This window comes from Streptomyces sp. NPDC127100 (assembly GCF_042724095.1).
GTDB lineage: Bacteria > Actinomycetota > Actinomycetes > Streptomycetales > Streptomycetaceae > Streptomyces.
In genome coordinates this window covers 13,001-33,137 of record NZ_JBHXFL010000038.1, presented here as the reverse complement: position 1 = coordinate 33,137, position 20,137 = coordinate 13,001, and the positions used below count along the sequence as shown (strand labels likewise).

Below are 20,137 nucleotides of genomic sequence, written 5' to 3'. Positions count from 1 at the left end.
GAAGGGGGTGGGTCGTGGTCGCCGGATACCTGGACATTCTCCGGGCGCGACACGCCGTACGGCTGCTCGTCGGCACGCTCGTGGGGCGGCTGCCCAACGCCACCGCGGCGATCGCGATCGTGCTGTTCGTCCGGGCCGAGGGCGGCTCGTACAGCCTCGCGGGGGCGCTGGCCGCCGTGTACGGCGTCGCCAACGCCGTCGGGCAGCCCGTGCTGGGCCGGCTCGTCGACCTGCACGGGCAGCCCCGGGTGCAGCTGCCGGCCGCCGTGCTGTCGGGGCTGGCCATGGCGGTCTTCGCGTTCGCCGGTACCGGGCAGGCGGCGCTCGCGTACGCGGCCGTGGGTGCCGCGGGACTGTTCACGCCCCCGCTGGAGGGCGGACTGCGGGCGCTGTGGCCGAGTGTGCTCCGCGAGGAGGGCCAGGTGCACACGGCGTACGCCATGGACGCCGTGGCGCAGGAGGTCATGTTCACCGTCGGGCCGCTGCTCGTCACGGTGTGCGTGTCGCTGTGGTCGCCCCTGGTGGCGCTGCTCGTGCTGAACGCGGTGGGTGTGCTGGGTGCCCTGTCGGTGGTCGTGTCGCCACCCTCGCGCGCGTGGCGGTCGGCTCCGCGCGAGGCGCACTGGCTGGGCGCGCTGCGGTCGTCCGGGCTGCTGGCCCTGCTGGGGGCCTTCCTGTTCATCGGGATGGCGCTGGGGTCCATCACCGTGGCCTCCGTGCCCTACGCGGACGAGCACGGCGGTGACGCCGTCTACGGCTGGCTGATGGCCGCCCTGGGGCTCGGCGCGCTGGTCGGCGGGGCCGTCTACGGGGCCCGGCAGTGGGCCGGGGACCCGGCGCGGCGACTGAGGCTCCTGGTGGCCCTTCTGGCGGTGTGTTACCTGCCGCTGATGCTGATGCCGGGCACGGTCGCCATGGTGCTGCTCACCGCGGTCGCGGGTGTCTTCCTCGCGCCGTGCATCGCCTGCGCGTTCGTCCTGGTGGACCGGCACGCGCCGCGGGGCACGGTGACGGAGGCCTTCTCCTGGCTGGTGACGACGTTCACCGTGGGGGCCTCGGTGGGTACGGGCCTGGCCGGACCGGTCGTCGAGGCGGGCGGGGCCCTGTGGGGCTTCGCCGTGCCGGGGGCGGCCGGCGTGGTGTCCCTGCTCGTGCTGGCGTGCACGGGACGGGTCCTCGCAGCTCCGGCCCGGGGAGCGGTGGTTGCCGCTTCATCGGAAAATGATCCGAACCGTGCCGTCGAACCCCGTTTCAGTTCGGGTCATCAGGCGTAATGTTCAGTCATGGACCGCCGCATTTTCGGGCTGGAGAACGAGTACGGCGTCACGTGCACGTTCAGGGGACAGCGCCGCCTGTCGCCTGACGAGGTGGCGCGGTACCTCTTCCGCCGTGTCGTGTCATGGGGCCGCAGCAGCAATGTCTTTCTGCGCAACGGGGCCCGCCTCTATCTCGACGTGGGATCACATCCGGAATACGCGACACCCGAATGTGACAACGTGATCGAACTCGTCACCCACGACAAGGCGGGCGAGCGCATTCTCGAAGGACTCCTGGTGGACGCCGAACGACGCCTGCACGAGGAGGGAATCGCGGGCGACGTCTACCTCTTCAAGAACAACACCGACTCCGCGGGAAACTCCTACGGCTGCCACGAGAACTATCTGGTGGCGCGGCACGGGGAGTTCTCCCGGCTCGCGGACATCCTCATCCCGTTCCTGGTGACGAGGCAGCTGCTCTGCGGCGCCGGCAAGGTGCTGCAGACGCCGCGCGGTGCCGTGTACTGCGTCAGCCAGCGGGCCGAGCACATCTGGGAGGGCGTCTCCTCGGCGACCACCCGTTCCCGGCCGATCATCAACACCCGCGACGAGCCGCACGCCGACGCCGAGCGCTACCGGCGCCTGCACGTCATCGTGGGCGACTCCAACATGTCCGAGACGACCATGCTGCTCAAGGTCGGCGCCACCGACCTGGTGCTGCGCATGATCGAGGCGGGCACGGTGATGCGCGACCTGACCCTGGAGAACCCGATCCGGGCGATCCGCGAGGTCAGCCACGACATCACCGGGCGGCGCAAGGTGCGCCTGGCCAGCGGCCGGGAGGCCTCCGCGCTGGAGGTGCAGCGGGAGTACTACGAGAAGGCCGTGGACTTCTGCGAGCGCCGCGGCATCCGCACCGGGACGGTGGAGCGGGTGCTGGAGCTGTGGGGCCGCACGCTGGACGCGATCGAGGCCGAGGACCTGGACCGCATCGACACCGAGATCGACTGGGTCATGAAGTACAAGCTCCTCGAGCGGTACCGGGCCAAGCACAACATGACCATGTCCCACCCGCGGGTCGCGCAGATAGACCTCGCCTACCACGACATCCACCGCCGTCGTGGCCTGTACTACCTGCTCGAGAAGAAGGGTCAGGCCGCCCGGGTCGCCAACGACCTGAAGATCTTCGAGGGCAAGTCGGTTCCGCCGCAGACCACTCGGGCCCGGCTGCGCGGCGACTTCATCAGGCGGGCCCAGGAACAGCGCCGGGACTTCACGGTCGACTGGGTCCACCTCAAGCTCAACGACCAGGCGCAGCGCACCGTGTTGTGCAAGGACCCGTTCCGTTCGGTGGACGACCGGGTGGAGAAGCTGATCGCCGGAATGTGATCCGGACGCACCGGGAAGGCGTTCCGCGCCCGAAGGGCACGGAACGCCACACGGGCACCGTACGTTAGCCGTACGGTGCCCTTCTCACGTCGTAGAGTTGCGCGCACGCCACAAGCAAGATCGACCCATACCGATACCGATACGAGGCCCCCACCGTGCGCCGACGCTCACTCCTCATCGCCGTTCCCGCCGGACTGGTCACGCTCGCCGCATGCGGTGACGAGGACTCCGGCTCGAGCAAGGCCACCGACAGCGCGACGCCCCAGGCGTCGGCCACGTCCGCCGCTCCGAGCCCGAAGATCGTCGACGGCCCGCTGCCGGCGATCACGGCGGGCACGAAGTTCGGGGAGAAGCCGACCGTGGCCAAGGGCAGCGGTGAGCCCTCCAAGGACCTCGCGGTGAAGACGGTGATCGCCGGCGGCGGCAAGGCGGTCGCCGAGAACGACTTCCTCGTGGCCGACTACCTGGGCCAGATCTGGTCCAGCGCGAAGGTCTTCGACAACTCCTACGACCGCAAGACGCCGATCGTCATCCAGCTGGCGCAGGGCAGCATCATCGACGGCTGGCGGTACGCGCTGGCCGGCAAGAAGACCGGCAGCCGCGTCGAGTTCTCGGTGCCGCCCACCTACGGCTACGGCGAACAGGGCAACGAGCAGGCGGGCATCAAGGGCACCGACACCCTCGTGTTCGTGGTCGACGTGAAGGACACCTTCAACGCCAAGAGCTCCGCCAAGGGCAAGGACGTCCCGCAGGACGACGCGGCGCTGCCCGAGGTCGGCACGAACACCGACGGCGCGGCGCCCTCCATCGAGGTGCCCGACACGCAGGCGCCGAAGAAGCTCGTGGCCAACTACGTCATCGAGGGCGACGGCCCCGAGGTCGGCGCGCAGAGCACCGTGCTCGTCCAGTACAAGGGCGTCGTGTGGGACGGCGGCAAGGAGTTCGACTCGACGTACAGCAGGAAGCAGCTGACGTCCTTCTCGCTCCAGCAGGTCGTCAAGGGCTGGTCGCAGGGCCTGACCGGCAAGAAGGTCGGCAGCCGCGTCCTCATCGTCATCCCGCCGGACCTGGGCTACGGCGACAACCCGCCGCAGGGCAGCGGCATCGAGAAGGACTCCACGCTGGTGTTCTCGGTCGACATCCTCGCTTCGATGTGACCCGCCGGGATGTAAGACTTGGGCGTTGCCTTTCCGCAGACAAGCAGGAGCCAGACACGTGAGCATCGACAAGCCCGAGATCGACTTCCCCGGCGGCGAGCCCCCGGCGGACCTCGAGATCAAGGACATCTGGGAGGGCGACGGCCCGGTCGCGCAGGCCGGCCAGACCGTGACCGTCCACTACGTGGGCGTGGCCTTCAGCACGGGCGAGGAGTTCGACGCCAGCTGGAACCGCGGTGCGCCGTTCCGCTTCCCGCTCGGTGGCGGCCGTGTCATCAAGGGCTGGGACCAGGGCGTGCAGGGCATGAAGGTCGGCGGCCGCCGCCAGCTGACCATCCCCGCGCACCTCGCCTACGGCAACCAGAGCCCGACCCCGGCGATCCAGCCCGGCGAGACGCTGATCTTCGTCGTCGATCTGCTCGGAGTCTGACCGACGTCCGATCGAAGCCGGTCATCCGGGGCCCATGCCTGGTCGGGCATGGGCCCTCGGCTTTTGCCGCGCCACCGCGGGGCGGTACGGTCATCCGTCGTAAGCACCATAGGGAGAAGGGCGTCGATGGCCATTGCCAAGGCCGAGCGGCTGATGAACCTGGCGCTGTGTCTGCTCGGGACGCGGCGGCCACTCAGCAAGCGCGAGCTGCGTGAGTCCATCGAGGCCTACCTCGAGGCGGGATCCGACGACTCCTTCAACCGCATGTTCGAGCGGGACAAGGACGACCTGCGGGAACTCGGCCTGGTCATCGAGACCGTCGAGGGCCTCGACGGCGAGATCGGGTACCTGGCCCGCCGCGACAGCAACCGCCTGCCACCCATCACCCTCGACGCCGAGGAGGCCGCGGCCCTCGGGCTCGCCGCCAAGGTGTGGCAGCAGGCCAGGCTCGCCGGCGCCGCCAGTGGCGCGCTGCAGAAGCTGCGGGCGGCCGGGCTGCCCGAGGACGTCGACCCGTACGAGGCGCACGGCGCGCTCGAGCCGCGCATCCCCGTGCACGAGGCCGCCTTCGAGCCGCTGATGCTGGCCTGCCGCGACCGCCGGCCGGTCCTCTTCGACTACCGCAAGGCCAACGCGGCGCAGCCCGAGCCGCGGCACGTCGAGCCATGGGCCCTGGAGTGCTGGCGCGGCCACTGGTACCTGGCGGGCTTCGACCGCGACCGCGGCGCGGAGCGGGTCTTCCGGCTGTCGCGGATCACCGGCAAGGTGCGCTCGCGCGGCGCGCGGTTCACCGCTCCCGTTCCCGACGTCGTCACCGTCCGTGAGACGGTCGCGAGCTGGGCGGGGGAGACCGCCGACCGCTCGGCGCTGATCCGGCTGCGGACGGGCGCGGGCTACCCCCTTCGGGCGAAGGCCACCGCCGTGCGGGAACGCGGGGACGGCTGGGACGAGTTGGAGATTCCGTACGGGCACGGCCTGGACGCCTGGCTGGTGGAGTTCGGGCCGGACGTGGTGGTCCTGGAGCCCGCGGAGCTGCGTGCGGACGTGGTGGACCGGCTGCGCGCCGTGGCCAAGGGCTGAGGGGGACGGACAACACAGTGGCAGGCAAACCGGTCAGGCCCGTGAACGCCATCGACCAGACCCGACGGATGCTGTCCCTGGTGACGTATCTGCGCGAGCGTCCCGGCGCCCGGGTCGAGGACGTCGCGCGTGCCTTCGGCATCACCGAGGACGAGCTGGTCTCCGACCTCGACGTGCTGCCCATGTGCGGCACCAGCTTCCGCGGCGGCGATCTGCTCGACATCGACACCGACGGCGAGCGCATCTGGTGGCACAACCCGGCCGCCCTGGGCGCCGACGCGGCAGAGCCGCTGCGGCTCGCCGCCGACGAGGCCACCGCGCTGCTCGTCGCCGCCCGCGCGGTGGCGACCCTGCCCGGCCTGCGCGAGAGCGACCGGCAGGCGCTGCTGCGGGCCACCGCCAAGGTCGAGACGGCGGCGGGCGAGGCCGCGGGCGCCAGTTCGCGCCTGTCCGTCACCTTCGAGTCCGAGGGCGGTGTCTTCGCCGACGTCGACCGGGCGATCTCCGAGCGCCGGCGCCTGTGGATCCGCTACTACTCCCCGGCCCGCGACGAGCTCACCGAGCGCGAGATCGACCCCATCCGCCTCGTCAGCGTGGGGCACACGTACGTGGAGGCCTGGTGCCGCCGCTCCGAGGCCCGGCGCACCTTCCGGCTCGACCGGGTCGCCGAGATCCGGATCCTGGACGAGCCGGCCGCGCCACCCGAGGTGGAGCTGCGGGACCTGTCCGAGGCGCTGGTGCAGCCGGCCGCCGAGGACCCCGAGGTCGTCGTGGAGGTCGGTCCGGGCGGACGCTGGGTCGCCGAGTACTACCCGCACGACAGTGCGCAGGAGCTGCCCGACGGCGGCCTGCGCATCACCCTGCGCACGCCCGACCCGGCGTCCCTGCGACGGCTGGCGCTCCGGCTCGGGCGCGACGGCCGGATCGTGTCCCCGCCCGAGCTCGCCGGCAGCGCCCGGCAGGCGGCCCGCGAGGCGCTCGCCGCCTACGACGGGATCGAGGCCGTCGCGGCGCACGGTGCGGGGCCGGCACCGGCGACCGGGGCGGGGCCCACGGAGGCCGGCGGACCGGACCGGTACGACAGGCCGGAGCGGGCGCGGTGAGCGAGGTGACGGGACCCGGTCTCCCGGACGTGACGGCGGCCTCGGCGTTCGCCGGCATGAGACGTGTCTCCCCGGTCGTCTTCCGGGCCGGCTGCCCGGACTGCCGGGGCCGCTTCGAACTCGCCGCGAGCGCCCTGCGCCTGGCCATCGGCGCCACGAGCCGCACCACGTTCTACTCCTTCACGTGCCCCGAGTGCGGGTCCGCCGTCCGCAAGCCCGCGGGGGAGCGGATCGTGGAGCTGCTCACGGGCGGCGGGGTCAGGACCCTGCGGCTGCACTCCACCGTGTGACCGGCCGCCGTTCACGACCGGCCCGCGGGACGGACTAGGCTCGGTGTCATGTTCTGGCCGATGTTCGCGGTTGCCGTGGGTTTCCTGGGTCTCGCCGTTCTCGCGGTGTGCGCCGTACGGGTGTTCGTCGAGGCGCAGAGGCTGGGACGGCAGGTGACGGACTCGGCGTCCCGCATCAACCGGGCCGCCGCGGACCTGGAGCGCGCCGCCCAGAGCGCCGCCCGCTCCGCGGACGCCCTGTGAGTCCGGCCCCATTCCGGGAGTGACCCGGCGGGTGCCGAGAGCCGCGTTCGGGGCGACTTCGCCCTGTCACCACGCAGGTTCCGAGAGGTACGCTGCTGATCGCGCTCCGGAAAACGAGGCCCGGACGCGGACGGGAGTACGCACGGGGATTGCCTGACGTTCACCCCTGAGCGTTACGATCGCTGCACGAGACGATCGGTCGGACACCTGTCCAACGGGTCGCACAGCACCCCCACCCAGCCGCCTCGGTGAGAAGGTAAAGACTTATGTTCGGAAGGCTCGGCGCCCCCGAGATCATTCTCATCCTCGTCGTCATCGTCCTGTTGTTCGGCGCGAAGAAGCTTCCGGACATGGCGCGCTCGCTCGGCAAGTCCGCGCGCATCCTCAAGAGCGAGGCCAAGGCGATGAAGGACGACAACAAGTCCGCCGCCCCCGCCGACCCGCCGAACCCCGAGCAGTCCGCGACGCAGCGCACCATCCAGGCCGCCCCCGGCGACGTGACCAGCTCCCGCCCGGTCACCGAGCCGACGGACACGACCAAGCGCTGACGCAGGGCCGGTGAGGACCGGCCCGCCGCACGAGATGAGGACGTGGGTTGCTCAAGTCTGCCCGCAAGAAAGAGAAGGATCCCGAGGGGCGGATGCCCCTCGTGGAGCACCTGCGTGAGCTGCGCAACCGGCTCGCGAAAGGCATGCTGGCGATCACGGTCGTCACCGTGGCGGCTGTCTTCTACAGCCAGCAGCTGATGACCTTCCTCATGGACCCCGTGCCGCGCTGTACCGAAGGTCTCGGGGAGTCCACCGGAGGCGCCTGCGCCGTCATCGCCTACACCGACCTGCTGTCCCCCTTCACCACGACGGTGAAGGTGTGCCTGATGGCGGGCATCGTCCTCTCCAGCCCGGTCTGGCTCTACCAGCTCTGGGCCTTCGTGGCGCCGGGTCTGCACAAGAACGAGCGGAAGTACACGTACTGGTTCGTGGCGGCGGCCGTACCCCTCTTCCTCGGCGGCGGGTGGCTCGCCTACACGATCATGCCCATCAGCATGCGCGTGCTGCTGGGGATCACGCCCGACGGCTCGGCGAACATCCTGCCCATGGACAAGATCCTGGACTTCATCGTCCGGATGATCCTGATCTTCGGCGGTGCCTTCGAACTGCCCCTGGTCCTCGTCATGCTCAACCTCGCCGGTGCCGTCACCGGGCGCAGGATGGCCGGCTGGTGGCGTGGCGTCGTGATGGGCGTCTTCGTCTTCGGCGCCGTGGCGACACCCACCACCGACCCCGTCGGCATGATCGCCCTCGCCGGGCCGATCGTCGTCCTGTACTTCATGGCGGTCGGGTTCGCCCTGCTGAACGACAAGCGACGCCGCCGCGCCGACAGCGACGCCGAACTCGACGACGACGAGGCGTCACAGCTCGACCTCACGCCGGAACCGGTCGACGAGGTCGAACCCGTGACGGCGGCGCGGGCCCTGCCCCAGCAGGCGAGCGGTGCCGTCGACGGCACGCCGTCGACCCGGTACAACGGCTACGACGACGTGACCTGACCCGGCAGCGGTACGGGAGAGGGGCCGGACGGATCACCGTCCGGCCCCTCCCGCATGTACGGCGCACCGGGACGAACATCACATCGGGGACGTGACGCCGGTATCCGGGCGCGGGTCGGATAAAGATCGTCCTGTTGTCAGTGGGGCCCGGTACGCTCGAAAGTACGATGACAGAGGATCTCTCACCGGCCGAGCGGTACGCGGCAGCCCGTCAGCGTGCTGCCGAGCAGGCCACCGCGCTCGCGGCCTTCCGCGAGATGTACGACTTCGGCCTCGACCCCTTCCAGATCGAGGCCTGCCAGGCACTCGAGGCCGGCAAGGGCGTGCTGGTCGCCGCGCCCACCGGCTCCGGCAAGACGATCGTCGGCGAGTTCGCCGTCCACCTCGCCCTCCAGCAGGGCAAGAAGTGCTTCTACACGACACCCATCAAGGCCCTGTCGAACCAGAAGTACGCCGACCTGTGCCGCCGCTACGGCGCCGACAAGGTGGGGCTGCTCACCGGCGACAACAGCGTGAACTCCGACGCCCCGGTGGTCGTGATGACCACCGAGGTGCTGCGGAACATGCTGTACGCCGGCTCGCAGACCCTCCTCGGCCTCGGCTACGTGGTGATGGACGAGGTGCACTACCTCTCCGACCGCTTCCGCGGCGCCGTGTGGGAGGAAGTGATCATCCACCTCCCCGAGTCGGTGACCCTGGTGTCGCTGTCGGCGACCGTGTCGAACGCCGAGGAGTTCGGCGACTGGCTGGACACGGTGCGCGGCGACACCCAGGTGATCGTCTCCGAGCACCGTCCGGTGCCGCTGTTCCAGCACGTGCTGGCCGGGCGCCGCATGTACGACCTGTTCGAGGAGGGCGAGGGCCACAAGAAGGCCGTCAACCCGGACCTCATGCGCATGGCCCGCATGGAGGCGACCCGCCCCTCGTACCAGGACCGCCGCCGGGGCCGGCACATGCGGGAGGCCGACCGCGAGCGCGAGCGCAGACAGCGCTCCCGCATCTGGACGCCGGGCCGGCCCGAGGTCATCGAGCGGCTCGACTCCGAGGGCCTGCTGCCCGCGATCACGTTCATCTTCAGCCGGGCCGCGTGCGAGTCCGCCGTCCAGCAGTGCCTGTACGCCGGACTGCGGCTGAACGACGACGACGCGCGCGCCGAGGTGCGCGCCCTCGTCGAGGAGCGCACCGCCTCCATCCCGGCCGAGGACCTGCACGTCCTCGGTTACTACGAGTGGCTGGAGGGGCTGGAGCGGGGCATAGCCGCCCACCACGCGGGCATGCTGCCGACCTTCAAGGAGGTCGTCGAGGAGCTCTTCGTGCGCGGCCTGGTCAAGGCCGTCTTCGCCACCGAGACCCTCGCCCTCGGCATCAACATGCCCGCCCGCTCGGTGGTGCTGGAGAAGCTGGTCAAGTGGAACGGCGAGCAGCACGCCGACATCACCCCCGGCGAGTACACGCAGCTCACCGGCCGGGCCGGCCGGCGCGGCATCGACGTCGAGGGCCACGCCGTCGTGCTGTGGCAGCGCGGCATGAGCCCCGAGCACCTGGCCGGGCTGGCCGGCACCCGTACCTACCCGCTGCGCTCCAGCTTCAGGCCGTCGTACAACATGGCGGTCAATCTGGTCGAGCAGTTCGGCCGGCACCGCTCGCGGGAGCTGCTGGAGACCTCCTTCGCGCAGTTCCAAGCCGACAAGTCGGTCGTCGGCATCTCCCGGCAGGTCCAGCGCAACGAGGAAGGCCTGGAGGGCTACAAGGCCTCCATGACCTGCCACCTCGGTGACTTCGAGGAGTACGCGCGGCTGCGCCGCGAGCTGAAGGACCGCGAGACCGAACTGGCCCGGCAGGGCGTCAGCCAGCGGCGCGCCGAGGCCGCCGTGGCGCTGGAGAAGCTGAAGCCGGGTGACGTGATCCACGTGCCGACGGGCAAGTACGCCGGTCTCGCCCTGGTGCTGGACCCGGGCCTGCCCGCCGGACGCTCCAACGGCCACCGCGGCTTCGAGCACCACGACGGCCCGCGCCCGCTGGTGCTGACCGCCGAGCGGCAGGTCAAGCGGCTGGCGTCGATGGACTTCCCGGTGCCCGTCGAGGCGCTGGAGCGGATGCGCATCCCGAAGTCCTTCAACCCGCGCTCCCCGCAGTCCCGTCGGGACCTCGCCTCCGCGCTGCGCACCAAGGCCGGCCACATCCCGCCGGAGCGGGCCCGCAAGAAGCGTTCCCAGGCGGCCGACGACCGGGAGATCGCCCGGCTGCGCAAGGCCATCCGCGCCCATCCCTGCCACGGCTGCGACGACCGCGAGGACCACGCCCGCTGGGCCGAGCGCTACCACCGGCTGATGCGTGACACCTCCCAGCTGGAGCGCCGGATCGAGGGACGGACGAACACCATCGCCCGCACCTTCGACCGGATCGTCGCCCTGCTGACCGAGATGGACTACCTGCGCGCCGACGAGGTCACCGAGCACGGCAAGCGGCTCGCCCGGCTGTACGGCGAACTCGACCTGCTCGCCAGCGAGTGCCTGCGCGAGGGCGTCTGGGAGGGGCTCTCCCCGGCCGAGCTCGCCGCCTGTGTCTCGGCGCTGGTCTACGAGTCGCGGGTCGCCGACGACGCGATGGCCCCGAAGGTGCCCTCCGGGAAGGCCAAGGCCGCGCTCGGCGAGACGGTGCGCATCTGGGGACGGCTGGACGCCCTGGAGGAGGAGTTCCGGATCAGCCAGACCGAGGGGGTCGGCCAGCGCGAGCCCGACCTCGGCTTCGCCTGGGCGGCCCACGAGTGGGCGTCCGGCAAGGGCCTCGACGAGGTGCTCCGCGAGGCGGAGATGCCGGCCGGTGACTTCGTGCGCTGGTGCAAGCAGGTCATCGACGTCCTCGGCCAGATCGCGGCGGCCGCGCCCCGCGAGGGCTCGACGGTCCCGAAGAACGCCCGCAAGGCGGTCGAAGGGCTGCTGCGCGGAGTGGTCGCCTACTCGTCCGTGGGCTGATCCGCCCCACCGGCCCGGCAGGGCGCGGTCCGTCCCCGTACACGCGGGCGGACCGCGCCCCGCCGGGCCTTCGTGCTTCCGGGGCACGGCGTCCCGATCACTCGTCACGGTGAGTGGTATTCGCACGCCCGCACGCCCTTACTCAAGGTGTTCGAACGACTGCCCAGCGTGCAAATGAACCCGAGGCTACTCCGGCACCCATGCCCGTTTCAGGTGCTTGCCGAATATGACACGACGATGATCCGCTCGGACTAGGCTCGCCCGCAGCGCACCGAGTTGAGGTGGATTCGCGCGCTTGTTCCCAATGCGCCGAACGTCCCGTCAGCTCCCGCACACATACCCCCCTGCAAGCTTCCCCATCCCCGCCGACTCGTTTCAGAGGGCCTACATGGTGAGTGTTGATTCCCCTCCAGGGCGCCGTGAACTTCCTTACGCGCGGACGCTGTTGCTCCCCGTCATACTGATGGCCGCGGCGACCGGGGCCGCCGTCGCCCTGGTGACGGACCCGGCCCGCCCCGCCGTCGGCTGGTGCGGCGCCGTCGCCACGCTGCTGGTGGTCGCCACGGCGGCCGAAGCGGTACGCCGCGGCCGTGCCCTGCGCGCGCTGCGCGCCGAACACGCCCGTCACAGCGCGTATCTGGAACGGCGGGTCGCCGGGCACCACGAGGAGATGGCCCGCATCGGCGGCGAGATCCTGCCCGCCGCCGTCCGCCACATGCGCCGGGGCAACACACCCGACGAGACGATGCGGCACCTGCCCGAACTCGACGCCTCCTACGCCGACCTCGGCGAGCCGCAACGGCATCTCATCCGCTCGGTGTGCGCGATCATCGACCACCAGGACGCCATGCGCGAGTCCGCCGAGCGCTCCTTCGTCGACATCGCCCGACGCGTCCAGGCGATCGTCCACCAGCAGAACAAGGAACTGCGCGAGATGGAGGAGGACCACGGACGCAACCCCGAGGTCTTCGACGACCTCCTGCGCATCGACCACGGCACCGCGCTGATCGGCCGCCTCGCCGACTCCATCTCCGTCATCGGCGGCGGCCGGCCCGGACGCCAGTGGCCCGACCCCGTCGCGCTCTACAGCGTGCTGCGCGGCGCCATGTCCCGGATCCTGGAGTACCGCCGGATCAACCTGGCCTCCATCGCCAAGGTCAACATCAAGGGCACCGCGGTCGAGCCGGTCATCCACGCCGCCGCGGAACTCCTCGACAACGCCACCCGCTACTCGCCGCCCGGGTCCAAGGTGCACGTCACCGCGACCGAGGTGCAGAGCGGCGTGTGCATCGAGATCGAGGACGCCGGCGTCAGCCTCAGCGAGGAGTCCCGCGCCCGCATCGAGGGCCTGCTCGAGGACGCCAAGCGCGGCACGGACGTGCAGGACCTCAGCCAGCACCCCCGCCTGGGCCTGTCCGTCGTCGGCCGGCTGTGCACCCAGTACGGCATGGACGTCTCGCTGCGGGCCTCCGCGTACGGCGGGGTCCGCGCCATCCTCATCGTGCCCGGCACGATGCTGACCACCGAGCCCGGCGTCGGCCTCGCCCACGGCATCGGCGCGACCTCGATCCCCACCCCGGGCCCCGACGCCCTCCCCGGCCCCCAGCGCAGGCCCAAGAAGCGCCGCCCCACCAGCCCGCGCGTCCCGGCCACGGTCTCGCTCGAGGACGACGTCCCCGAGGTCACCGAGTGGACGGCGGGCGGCCTCCCGCAGCGCCGCAGCCGGGTGAAGATGCCGCTCAGCCGGCGGCTCGCCGAACAGGCGGTCTGGGAGCGCGAGGACGCCGAGCGCGAGGCCCGGGAGGCCGCCGAACGGACCCGGAACGGCATCCCGGCGGAGCCCGAGCCCGAGCCGGCCGAGACCACCCCGCCGGGGCAGTGGGTCGAGGCCTTCTGGGAGGGCCTCAAGCAGCACCCGGGCCTGACCCAGGCCCACCAGCAGTCCACCAGCCGGCCGGCCGGCGCCCCGGCCGACGACGAGGGGAACCTCAAGTGATCGAACAGCAGGGCAAGTTCGACTGGATGCTCAGGGACCTCTACGACGGCGTACCGGGCATCGAGATGATCGTGGTGCTCTCCGCCGACGGACTGCGCATCGCCCGCTACTCCGGCGACCCGGACGCCGCCGACCGGGTCGCCGCGGCCTGCGCGGGCCTGCAGAGCCTGGCGGGGGCCGTCGCCCAGGAGATCCCCACCAGCGACGGCGAGATGAAGATGGTCATCATCGAGATGAACGGCGGCTACTTCTACCTGATGGCCGCCGGCCCCAACGCCTTCCTCGCCGTGCTCTCCGACGTCCGCTGCGAGCCCGGCCGGATGAGCCTCAGCATGGCCGACCTCGTCGCCCGCATCGGACCCCACCTGACCAGCCCCGCGCGGCGCAACGGGCAGACCGTATGACTCCTCCGCGGCGCCAGAGGCGAACCCCCGGCCACGATCCGTCCCCGGCGCCCCCGCCACCCGCGGAAGGCGAACTCCGCAACCCCGAGCGGCTGTTCGTCATCGGCGGGGACGGAGGCGGCGAGCGCGCCGACATCGACCTGGTCACGCTGATCGTGGCCCGCGCCGACCCGCCGGTGTCCGCCACACCGGAACAGGCGGCCCTGCTGCGGCTGTGCGCCGCACCCCTGTCCGTAGCCGAGCTGTCGGCCTACCTGAGCCTGCCGTTCAGTGTGGTGACCGTGCTGCTCACCGACCTGCTGACGGCGGAACTGGTGCAGGCCCGCGCCCCGGTCGTCCGCCAGAAGGCCGCCGACCGATCCCTTCTCGAAGCGGTGATGCATGGACTTCAAAAGCTCTGACACGATTCCGGGCCCACGGACGGAGGACCGGCTGCCGCACACGGCCGAGGCCGCCGTGAAGATCGTCATCGTGGGCGGTTTCGGGGTCGGCAAGACCACCATGGTCGGCTCGGTCAGCGAGATCAGACCGCTGACCACGGAGGAGACGATGACCCAGGCGGGCGTCGGCGTGGACGACAACTACGGCTCCGCCTCCAAGACCGCCACCACCGTCGCCATGGACTTCGGCCGCATCACCATCACCGACCAGCTGGTGCTGTACCTGTTCGGCACGCCCGGCCAGGAGCGCTTCTGGTTCCTGTGGAACGGCCTGTTCGAGGGCGCGCTCGGTGCGGTGGTGCTGGTGGACACCCGCCGCCTGGAGGTCAGCTTCGACGTCATGGGGCGGCTGGAGGAACGCGGCGTGCCCTTCGTCGTCGCCGTCAACTCCTTCCCCGACGCGCCCCGTCACCCCGTCGCGGAACTGCGCACCGCTCTCGACCTGCCCGAGGAGATCCCCATCCTCGACTGCGACGTACGGCGCCGGGCCTCCAGCCGGGACGTCCTGATGACGCTGATGCGCCTCCTGCACTCCCTCGCCCTCAAGGGCGCGCTCACCTGACCCGCCCGGACGCCCCCCTGACCGACTCTCACCCCTGTTGCGGAGCGACCCTGTGACGCCTGAACGCCACTCCCCGACCCGAACGGGCGACCTGCTGCCCGGACCGCCTCCCGGCTGCCCCGCGCACGGCCTCGGACCGGGCGGACTGCGCCGGCTGCACGAGACGGAGGACCTGGACGAGCTCTACGAGAAGCTGCGGGAACAGTACGGGCCGGTGGCGCCCGTGCTGCTCCACGACGACGTGCCGATGTGGGTGGTCCTCGGCCACGCCGAGAACCTCCACATGGTGAGCACCCCGGCCCAGTTCTCCCGCGACAGCCGGATCTGGACCCCGCTCAACGAGGGCATGGTCAAGCCGGACCACCCGCTCATGCCGCACATCGCCTGGCAGCCGATCTGCTCGCACGCCGAGGGCGACGAGCACAAGCGGCTGCGCGGCGCGGTCACCGGGGCCATGTCCACGATCGACTACCGCGGGCTGCGCCGGCACATCACGCGGCACACCCAGCGCCTCGTCAACCGCTTCTGCGAGGAGGGCCGCGCCGACCTCGTCGGCGAGTTCGCCGAGCACCTGCCGATGGGCGTGATGTGCGAGGTCCTCGGCATGCCGGACGAGTACACCGACCGCATGGTGGAGGCCGCCCGCGACACGCTCAAGGGCACCGAGACGGCCATCGCCAGCCACGCCTACGTCATGGACGCCCTCGGACGGCTCACCGCCGCCCGCAGGGCCCGGCCCGCCGACGACATGGCCAGTCACCTCGTCGCCCACCCGGCCGGGCTCACCGACGACGAGGTCAGGGAACACCTGCGGCTGGTCCTGCTCGCCGCCTACGAGGCGACCGTCAACCTCATCGGCAACGTGCTGCGCGTGGTGCTCACCGACCCGGGCTTCCGCGCCCAGCTCAGCGGCGGTCAGATGACGGTGCCCGAGGCGGTCGAGCAGTCCCTGTGGGACGAGCCGCCGTTCAGCACGGTCTTCGCCTACTTCGCCAAGCAGGACACGGAACTGGGCGGCCGGCGCATCCGCGCGGGCGACGGACTGCTGCTCGGCATCGCACCGGGCAACGTCGACCCGCGCATCCGCCCCGACCTGGACGCGGGCATGCAGGGCAACCGCTCCCACCTCGCCTTCGGCGGCGGCCCGCACGAGTGTCCCGGCCAGGACATCGGGCGCGCCATCGCGGACGCCGGCATCGACGCGCTGCTGATGCGGCTGCCGGACGTACGGCTCGACTGCGCCGAGGACGAGCTCGGCTGGCGGTCGTCGATCGCGTCGCGCCACCTGGTGGAGCTGCCGGTGCGGTTCGAACCGCGGCCGCAGCAGGAGGTGAACCAGCGGCCCAGCCACACCGACGAACCGCGGCAGCGCGCCGCCTGGCACGTCGGCACCCCGCCGCCGTCACCGGAACCCGCGCCCACGGCCCCGGAACCGGCCGCGCCCACCGCTCCCACGGCGACGGCCGCGACGCCCGGGCCCACGGCACCGGCCCGCCCCGCGGGAGCGTGGCAGCGCTTCCTGCTCTGGTGGCGCGGCTACTGACCGCCGGCCCACTCCTCGTACGCCGCCCACGCCCCGAGGGACCGCCCGCTCAGGAACCGGTGCTCGCGCCCCGTGACCGGATCGGTGAACGACAGCTCCCGCGCCAGGAGTTGCAGGGGCCGCCGGAAGTCGCCGGCCGCTACGGGCGCGGCCACCTCGGGGTAGAGCGGATCGCCGAGGATCGGCACGCCGAGCGCGCTCAGGTGCACGCGCAGCTGGTGGGTCTGCCCGGTGGCGGGCACCAGCCGGTACCGCCCCAGCGCCGGCACGCCCGCCGGGCCGGGGCCGCGGTGCCCGGTCAGCTCGACGCGGGTCACGGCGTTCGGCTCGCCCTCGACCTGCCGGGCGGCCAGGATCCCGCGCTCCTTCACGATCCTGCTGCGCACGGTGCGGGGCAGGGCGAGCGCGGGGTCGTAGGGCGCGACCGCCTCGTACTCCTTGCGCACCCGCCGGTCGCGGAACAGCGACTGGTAGGCGCCGCGCTCCTCGGGGCGGACGGTGAACAGCACCAGGCCGGCGGTGAGCCGGTCCAGGCGGTGCGCGGCGCCGAGCGCCGGGACGCCGAGCTCGCGGCGGAGCCGGGCGAGCGCCGTCTCGGTGACGTGGCCGCCGCGCGGGGTGGTGGCCAGGAAGTGCGGCTTGTCGGCGACGACGATGTGCTCGTCGCGGTGCACGACCTCCAGCGGGAAGGGCACCGGCACCTCCGGCGGCAGGTCGCGGTGGAACCAGACGTACAGCCCCGGCTCGTACGGCGCGTCCGCCGCGACGGGCCGTCCGTCGGCCCCGACGATCCGGCCCGCGTCGAACATGTCCTCGACCGTTCCGGCGCCCGCGCCGGACAGCCGCTCCACCAGGTGCTCGCGCACGGTGGCCCACGGCCCGGCGGCCGGCAGCCGCACCCGTACCGGGTCCACCCCGTGGCGCTGGGGGAGGGGCGAGGGCGGGGGAGGGGTACGGCGTCTCATCGGGTGCCAGCGTACGAGGCCGGGGGCGGCCCCGGAAAACGGATGGTCCGCCCACGACCGCCGTTGACAGGATGCCGGTCATGCCCTTTCTGACGCGTCCCGTCCTTCCGCCCGGCACCCTCTCCCGCACCCCGCAGCCCGTGATCCCGGCCGGCGACGGCCTGGTCCTGCGCCCCTGGCGCACCGAGGACGCGCCCGCCGTCCACGCCGTCTTCCAGGACCCCGTGATGCACCGGTGGCACGCGCGCGCCGCCGACTCCGAGGAGGAGGTGCGCGGCTGGATCGCCGAGTGGCAGCAGGCCTGGGAGGAGGAGCGGGCGCCGCAGTGGGCGGTCGCGGACGCGGCGACCGACGGGCTCCTCGGCCGGGTGGCGTTCCGGGAGGTGGTGCTCGGCGACGGCGTCGCCGAGGTCGCCTACTGGACCGCGGCGCCGGCCCGCGGCCGGGGCGTCGCCGCGCGCGCCACGACCGCGCTCTCCCGCTGGGCCCTGGACGAGATCGGCTTCCAGCGGCTGGAGCTCGTGCACTCGGTCGCCAACGAGGCGTCCTGCCGCGTCGCGGAGAAGACCGGATTCGCCCTCGAGGGCACCCAACGGCAGGCCGTGCTGCACCCCGACGGCTGGCACGACATGCACCTGCACGCGCGCGTGCGCGGCGACTGAGGCGGGGCATCCCGCGGTCGCCCCGCGGCCGGGCGGGGCGGGACCGCCGACCTGTCCTACGCGGCCGGCGCGCCCTCCTGCTCGGCCTCGACGCGGGCGTTCCACTCGGGCTTGGACGCCTGCCAGCCGTCCTCGTTGTGGCCGAGCCGCCAGTACCCGGAGATGGACAGGTCCTCGCGGGGGATCTCCCGCTCCACCCGCAGCAGCCGGCGCAGCTCCTTCACGCAGCCCGCCTCGCCGTGCACGAACGCGTGCACCCGGCCCTCGGGGAAGTCCAGGCCGCGCACGGCCTCGACCAGGGCCTGGCCCACCGGGCGGCCGTCGCGGTGCAGCCAGACGACCTCCACGTCGGAGTCGATCTTCTGCTCCTCCTGGGGGCCCTCGACCTCGACGAAGGCGAACGCGCGGGCGCCGTCGGGCAGCGCTTCCAGGGACCGGGCGATCGCGGGCAGCGCGCTCTCGTCGCCCGCGAGCAGGTGCCAGTCGGCGGCGGGGTCGGGGGCGTAGGCGCCACCGGGGCCCAGGAAACGGACGGTCTCGCCGGGCCGGACGCGCCGCGCCCAGGGGCCGGCCAGGCCCTCGTCGCCGTGGATCACGAAGTCGAGGGTCAGCTCGCGGTGCTCGGCGTCCCACTGGCGGACCGTGTAGGTCCGGGTCACCGGCCACTGCTCGCGCGGGAACTCCTCGCGGATCCGCTCCATGTCGAAGGGCTCCGGGTAGGTCACGCCCTCGGCGGGGAACAGCAGCTTCACATAGTGGTCGGTGCAGGTGTCCGCGGAGAACGCGGAGAGACCCTCACCGCCGAGGACCACGCGGTGCATGTGCGGGGTCAGCCGCTCGGTGCGGACGACCTGCGCGGTGTGCGGCTTGCGCGGCCTGCGGCCCGGACGCTCTGCCATGACGGCCTCCCAGTCCCTGAGTTAGGTTTACCTAAGTTAGCATCCCCGTCACCGTCGGGACCTCGCGGTCCACGACTCCCCGAGCTCGCGGGCGCACAGTACGGCTTCCCCTCGTCCGGGACCTGATTCGGGGCGCGGGCGGTGCCCGCACCCCGACGGTACGGCTCAGGCGGTGAGTGTCGTCAGCAGCCGTTCCAGGGATCCGCCCAGACCCCAGCGGGACGCGAGCGCGTCCAGCGCGGCCCGGTCGCGCGGGGCGTGCGGGAGGGCGGTGGTGACGTCCGGCAGCGGGACGTCGCCGGCGACCCGGACGACGGTGGGGGCGACCGCGAGGTAGGGCCGGGCCTCGGTCAGCCGCTTGCGCTGCGAGGGGGTGAGCTTCGCCGCCGGGTCGTCGACCGCCGCGAGGATCCCGGCGAGGTCACCGAACTCGGCGAGCAGCTTGGCGGCCGTCTTCTCCCCGATGCCGGCCACGCCCGGCAGGCCGTCGCTCGGGTCGCCGCGCAGCAACGCCAGGTCGGCGTACCCGCGGCCGTCCACGCCGTACTTCTCGCGCAGCACCGCCTCGTCGGTGAGCTGGAGCGTGCCGACGCCCTTGATCGGGTAGAGCACGCGCACGCCCCGGGCGTCGTCGACGAGCTGGTAGAGGTCGCGGTCGCCGGTGACGATGTCCACCGGTCCCGTCGCGCGGGCGGTGTACGTGCCGATCACGTCGTCCGCCTCGTACTCGGGCACTCCGACGCGGGCGATGCCGAGCGCGTCCAGGACGGCCTCGATGACCGGCACCTGCGGGGACAGCGTGTCGGGCACCTCCTCGGTGTCCGGCCCCGCCGGCCGCTCCTCGGCGACGCGGTGCGCCTTGTAGGAGGGGATGAGCTCCACCCGCCAGTGCGGGCGCCAGTCGGCGTCCATGCAGGCGACCAGGTGGTCGGGACGGTGGTCCTTCACCAGGCGGTCGATGAAGTCGAGGAGTCCGCGCACGGCGTTCACCGGTGTGCCGTCGGGGGCCTTCACGGAGTCCGGTACGCCGAAGTAGGCGCGGAAGTAGAGGGAGGCGGTGTCGAGGAGCATCAGTCGTCCGGTCACGCCTCGCATCATGCCGCAGGTCATGGGGGCGGGCGGCGGAGGGCGTGTGAACTGGGTCACTCATGTGTTTGGGTCGGGACGATCAGGGCAGGCGCGCAGCCGGGTCGTAGC

Annotated in this window: 20 protein-coding genes; 17 read left to right on the top strand and 3 right to left on the bottom strand. The window is 72.1% G+C overall.

The window, feature by feature from the left end; all coding sequences use genetic code 11:
- Positions 1–14 precede the first annotated feature (14 nt).
- The 16 genes from ACFWJB_RS27480 to ACFWJB_RS27405 all read left to right on the top strand — a co-directional run bounded on the left by ACFWJB_RS27480 (position 15) and on the right by ACFWJB_RS27405 (position 16,414).
- Positions 15–1,274, top strand: coding sequence for an MFS transporter (locus tag ACFWJB_RS27480; RefSeq protein ID WP_385459680.1), 1,260 nt, complete (start codon positions 15–17; stop codon positions 1,272–1,274).
- Between the two features lie 9 nt (positions 1,275–1,283).
- On the top strand, positions 1,284–2,645 hold the full coding sequence (pafA, locus tag ACFWJB_RS27475; RefSeq protein WP_055416065.1) for a Pup--protein ligase: 1,362 nt from the start codon (positions 1,284–1,286) through the stop codon (positions 2,643–2,645).
- 155 nt (positions 2,646–2,800) lie between these two features.
- On the top strand, positions 2,801–3,802 hold the full coding sequence (locus ACFWJB_RS27470; protein ID WP_385458419.1) for an FKBP-type peptidyl-prolyl cis-trans isomerase: 1,002 nt from the start codon (positions 2,801–2,803) through the stop codon (positions 3,800–3,802).
- Between the two features lie 58 nt (positions 3,803–3,860).
- Complete coding sequence (locus tag ACFWJB_RS27465; RefSeq protein ID WP_328428862.1) at positions 3,861–4,232, top strand: FKBP-type peptidyl-prolyl cis-trans isomerase; 372 nt, start codon at positions 3,861–3,863, stop codon at positions 4,230–4,232.
- A gap of 126 nt (positions 4,233–4,358) precedes the next feature.
- A complete protein-coding gene (locus tag ACFWJB_RS27460; protein WP_385458418.1) occupies positions 4,359–5,312 on the top strand; it encodes a helix-turn-helix transcriptional regulator in 954 nt (317 codons plus the stop codon).
- A 17-nt stretch (positions 5,313–5,329) separates the two neighbouring features.
- Positions 5,330–6,415, top strand: coding sequence for a helix-turn-helix transcriptional regulator (locus ACFWJB_RS27455; protein ID WP_386925486.1), 1,086 nt, complete (start codon positions 5,330–5,332; stop codon positions 6,413–6,415).
- Between the two features lie 56 nt (positions 6,416–6,471).
- Positions 6,472–6,705, top strand: a complete 234-nt coding sequence (locus ACFWJB_RS27450; protein WP_361577975.1) for a hypothetical protein — start codon at positions 6,472–6,474, stop codon at positions 6,703–6,705.
- Between the two features lie 48 nt (positions 6,706–6,753).
- Positions 6,754–6,948 carry a hypothetical protein gene (locus ACFWJB_RS27445; protein WP_385458416.1) on the top strand — a complete coding sequence of 65 codons (195 nt, stop codon included), beginning with the start codon at positions 6,754–6,756 and terminating at the stop codon, positions 6,946–6,948.
- Positions 6,949–7,214: 266 nt separating this feature from the next.
- The gene (gene tatA / locus ACFWJB_RS27440) at positions 7,215–7,496 is read left to right on the top strand and encodes a Sec-independent protein translocase subunit TatA (RefSeq protein ID WP_385458415.1); all 282 of its coding nucleotides are present in this window, start codon (positions 7,215–7,217) and stop codon (positions 7,494–7,496) included.
- A 92-nt stretch (positions 7,497–7,588) separates the two neighbouring features.
- Positions 7,589–8,494, top strand: a complete 906-nt coding sequence (gene tatC / locus ACFWJB_RS27435) for a twin-arginine translocase subunit TatC (RefSeq protein WP_385458414.1) — start codon at positions 7,589–7,591, stop codon at positions 8,492–8,494.
- Between the two features lie 167 nt (positions 8,495–8,661).
- Positions 8,662–11,469 (top strand): DEAD/DEAH box helicase, encoded by a 2,808-nt coding sequence (locus ACFWJB_RS27430; protein ID WP_386925483.1) that lies wholly within the window; start codon positions 8,662–8,664, stop codon positions 11,467–11,469.
- Positions 11,470–11,857: 388 nt separating this feature from the next.
- Entirely contained in the window at positions 11,858–13,465 is a 1,608-nt protein-coding gene (locus ACFWJB_RS27425; RefSeq protein ID WP_385458412.1) for a sensor histidine kinase, read from the top strand.
- Positions 13,466–13,491: 26 nt separating this feature from the next.
- Positions 13,492–13,869 carry a roadblock/LC7 domain-containing protein gene (locus ACFWJB_RS27420; protein ID WP_202436838.1) on the top strand — a complete coding sequence of 126 codons (378 nt, stop codon included), beginning with the start codon at positions 13,492–13,494 and terminating at the stop codon, positions 13,867–13,869.
- Positions 13,866–14,270 carry a DUF742 domain-containing protein gene (locus ACFWJB_RS27415; RefSeq protein ID WP_386925480.1) on the top strand — a complete coding sequence of 135 codons (405 nt, stop codon included), beginning with the start codon at positions 13,866–13,868 and terminating at the stop codon, positions 14,268–14,270. The genes ACFWJB_RS27420 and ACFWJB_RS27415 overlap by 4 nt, the downstream gene beginning before the upstream one ends.
- A complete protein-coding gene (locus tag ACFWJB_RS27410) occupies positions 14,251–14,871 on the top strand; it encodes an ATP/GTP-binding protein (RefSeq protein WP_385458410.1) in 621 nt (206 codons plus the stop codon). Before ACFWJB_RS27415 ends, ACFWJB_RS27410 begins: the two co-directional genes overlap by 20 nt.
- A gap of 52 nt (positions 14,872–14,923) precedes the next feature.
- A complete protein-coding gene (locus tag ACFWJB_RS27405; RefSeq protein WP_385458409.1) occupies positions 14,924–16,414 on the top strand; it encodes a cytochrome P450 in 1,491 nt (496 codons plus the stop codon).
- Here the strand turns inward: ACFWJB_RS27405 and ACFWJB_RS27400 are convergent.
- Positions 16,408–17,379, bottom strand: coding sequence for an RluA family pseudouridine synthase (locus tag ACFWJB_RS27400; protein WP_386925478.1), 972 nt, complete (start codon positions 17,377–17,379; stop codon positions 16,408–16,410). The genes ACFWJB_RS27405 and ACFWJB_RS27400 overlap by 7 nt on opposite strands.
- 80 nt (positions 17,380–17,459) lie before the next feature.
- On the opposite strand from ACFWJB_RS27400, the gene ACFWJB_RS27395 reads away from it, so the two are divergent.
- Complete coding sequence (locus ACFWJB_RS27395) at positions 17,460–18,041, top strand: GNAT family N-acetyltransferase (RefSeq protein WP_385458407.1); 582 nt, start codon at positions 17,460–17,462, stop codon at positions 18,039–18,041.
- Positions 18,042–18,097: 56 nt separating this feature from the next.
- On the opposite strand, the gene ACFWJB_RS27390 is transcribed toward ACFWJB_RS27395, so the two are convergent.
- Both ACFWJB_RS27390 and ACFWJB_RS27385 read right to left on the bottom strand, forming a co-directional pair.
- Positions 18,098–18,940 (bottom strand): siderophore-interacting protein, encoded by an 843-nt coding sequence (locus ACFWJB_RS27390; RefSeq protein WP_386925475.1) that lies wholly within the window; start codon positions 18,938–18,940, stop codon positions 18,098–18,100.
- 165 nt (positions 18,941–19,105) lie between these two features.
- On the bottom strand, positions 19,106–20,050 hold the full coding sequence (locus ACFWJB_RS27385) for a 5'-3' exonuclease H3TH domain-containing protein (RefSeq protein WP_385458423.1): 945 nt from the start codon (positions 20,048–20,050) through the stop codon (positions 19,106–19,108).
- Positions 20,051–20,137: the final 87 nt, after the last annotated feature.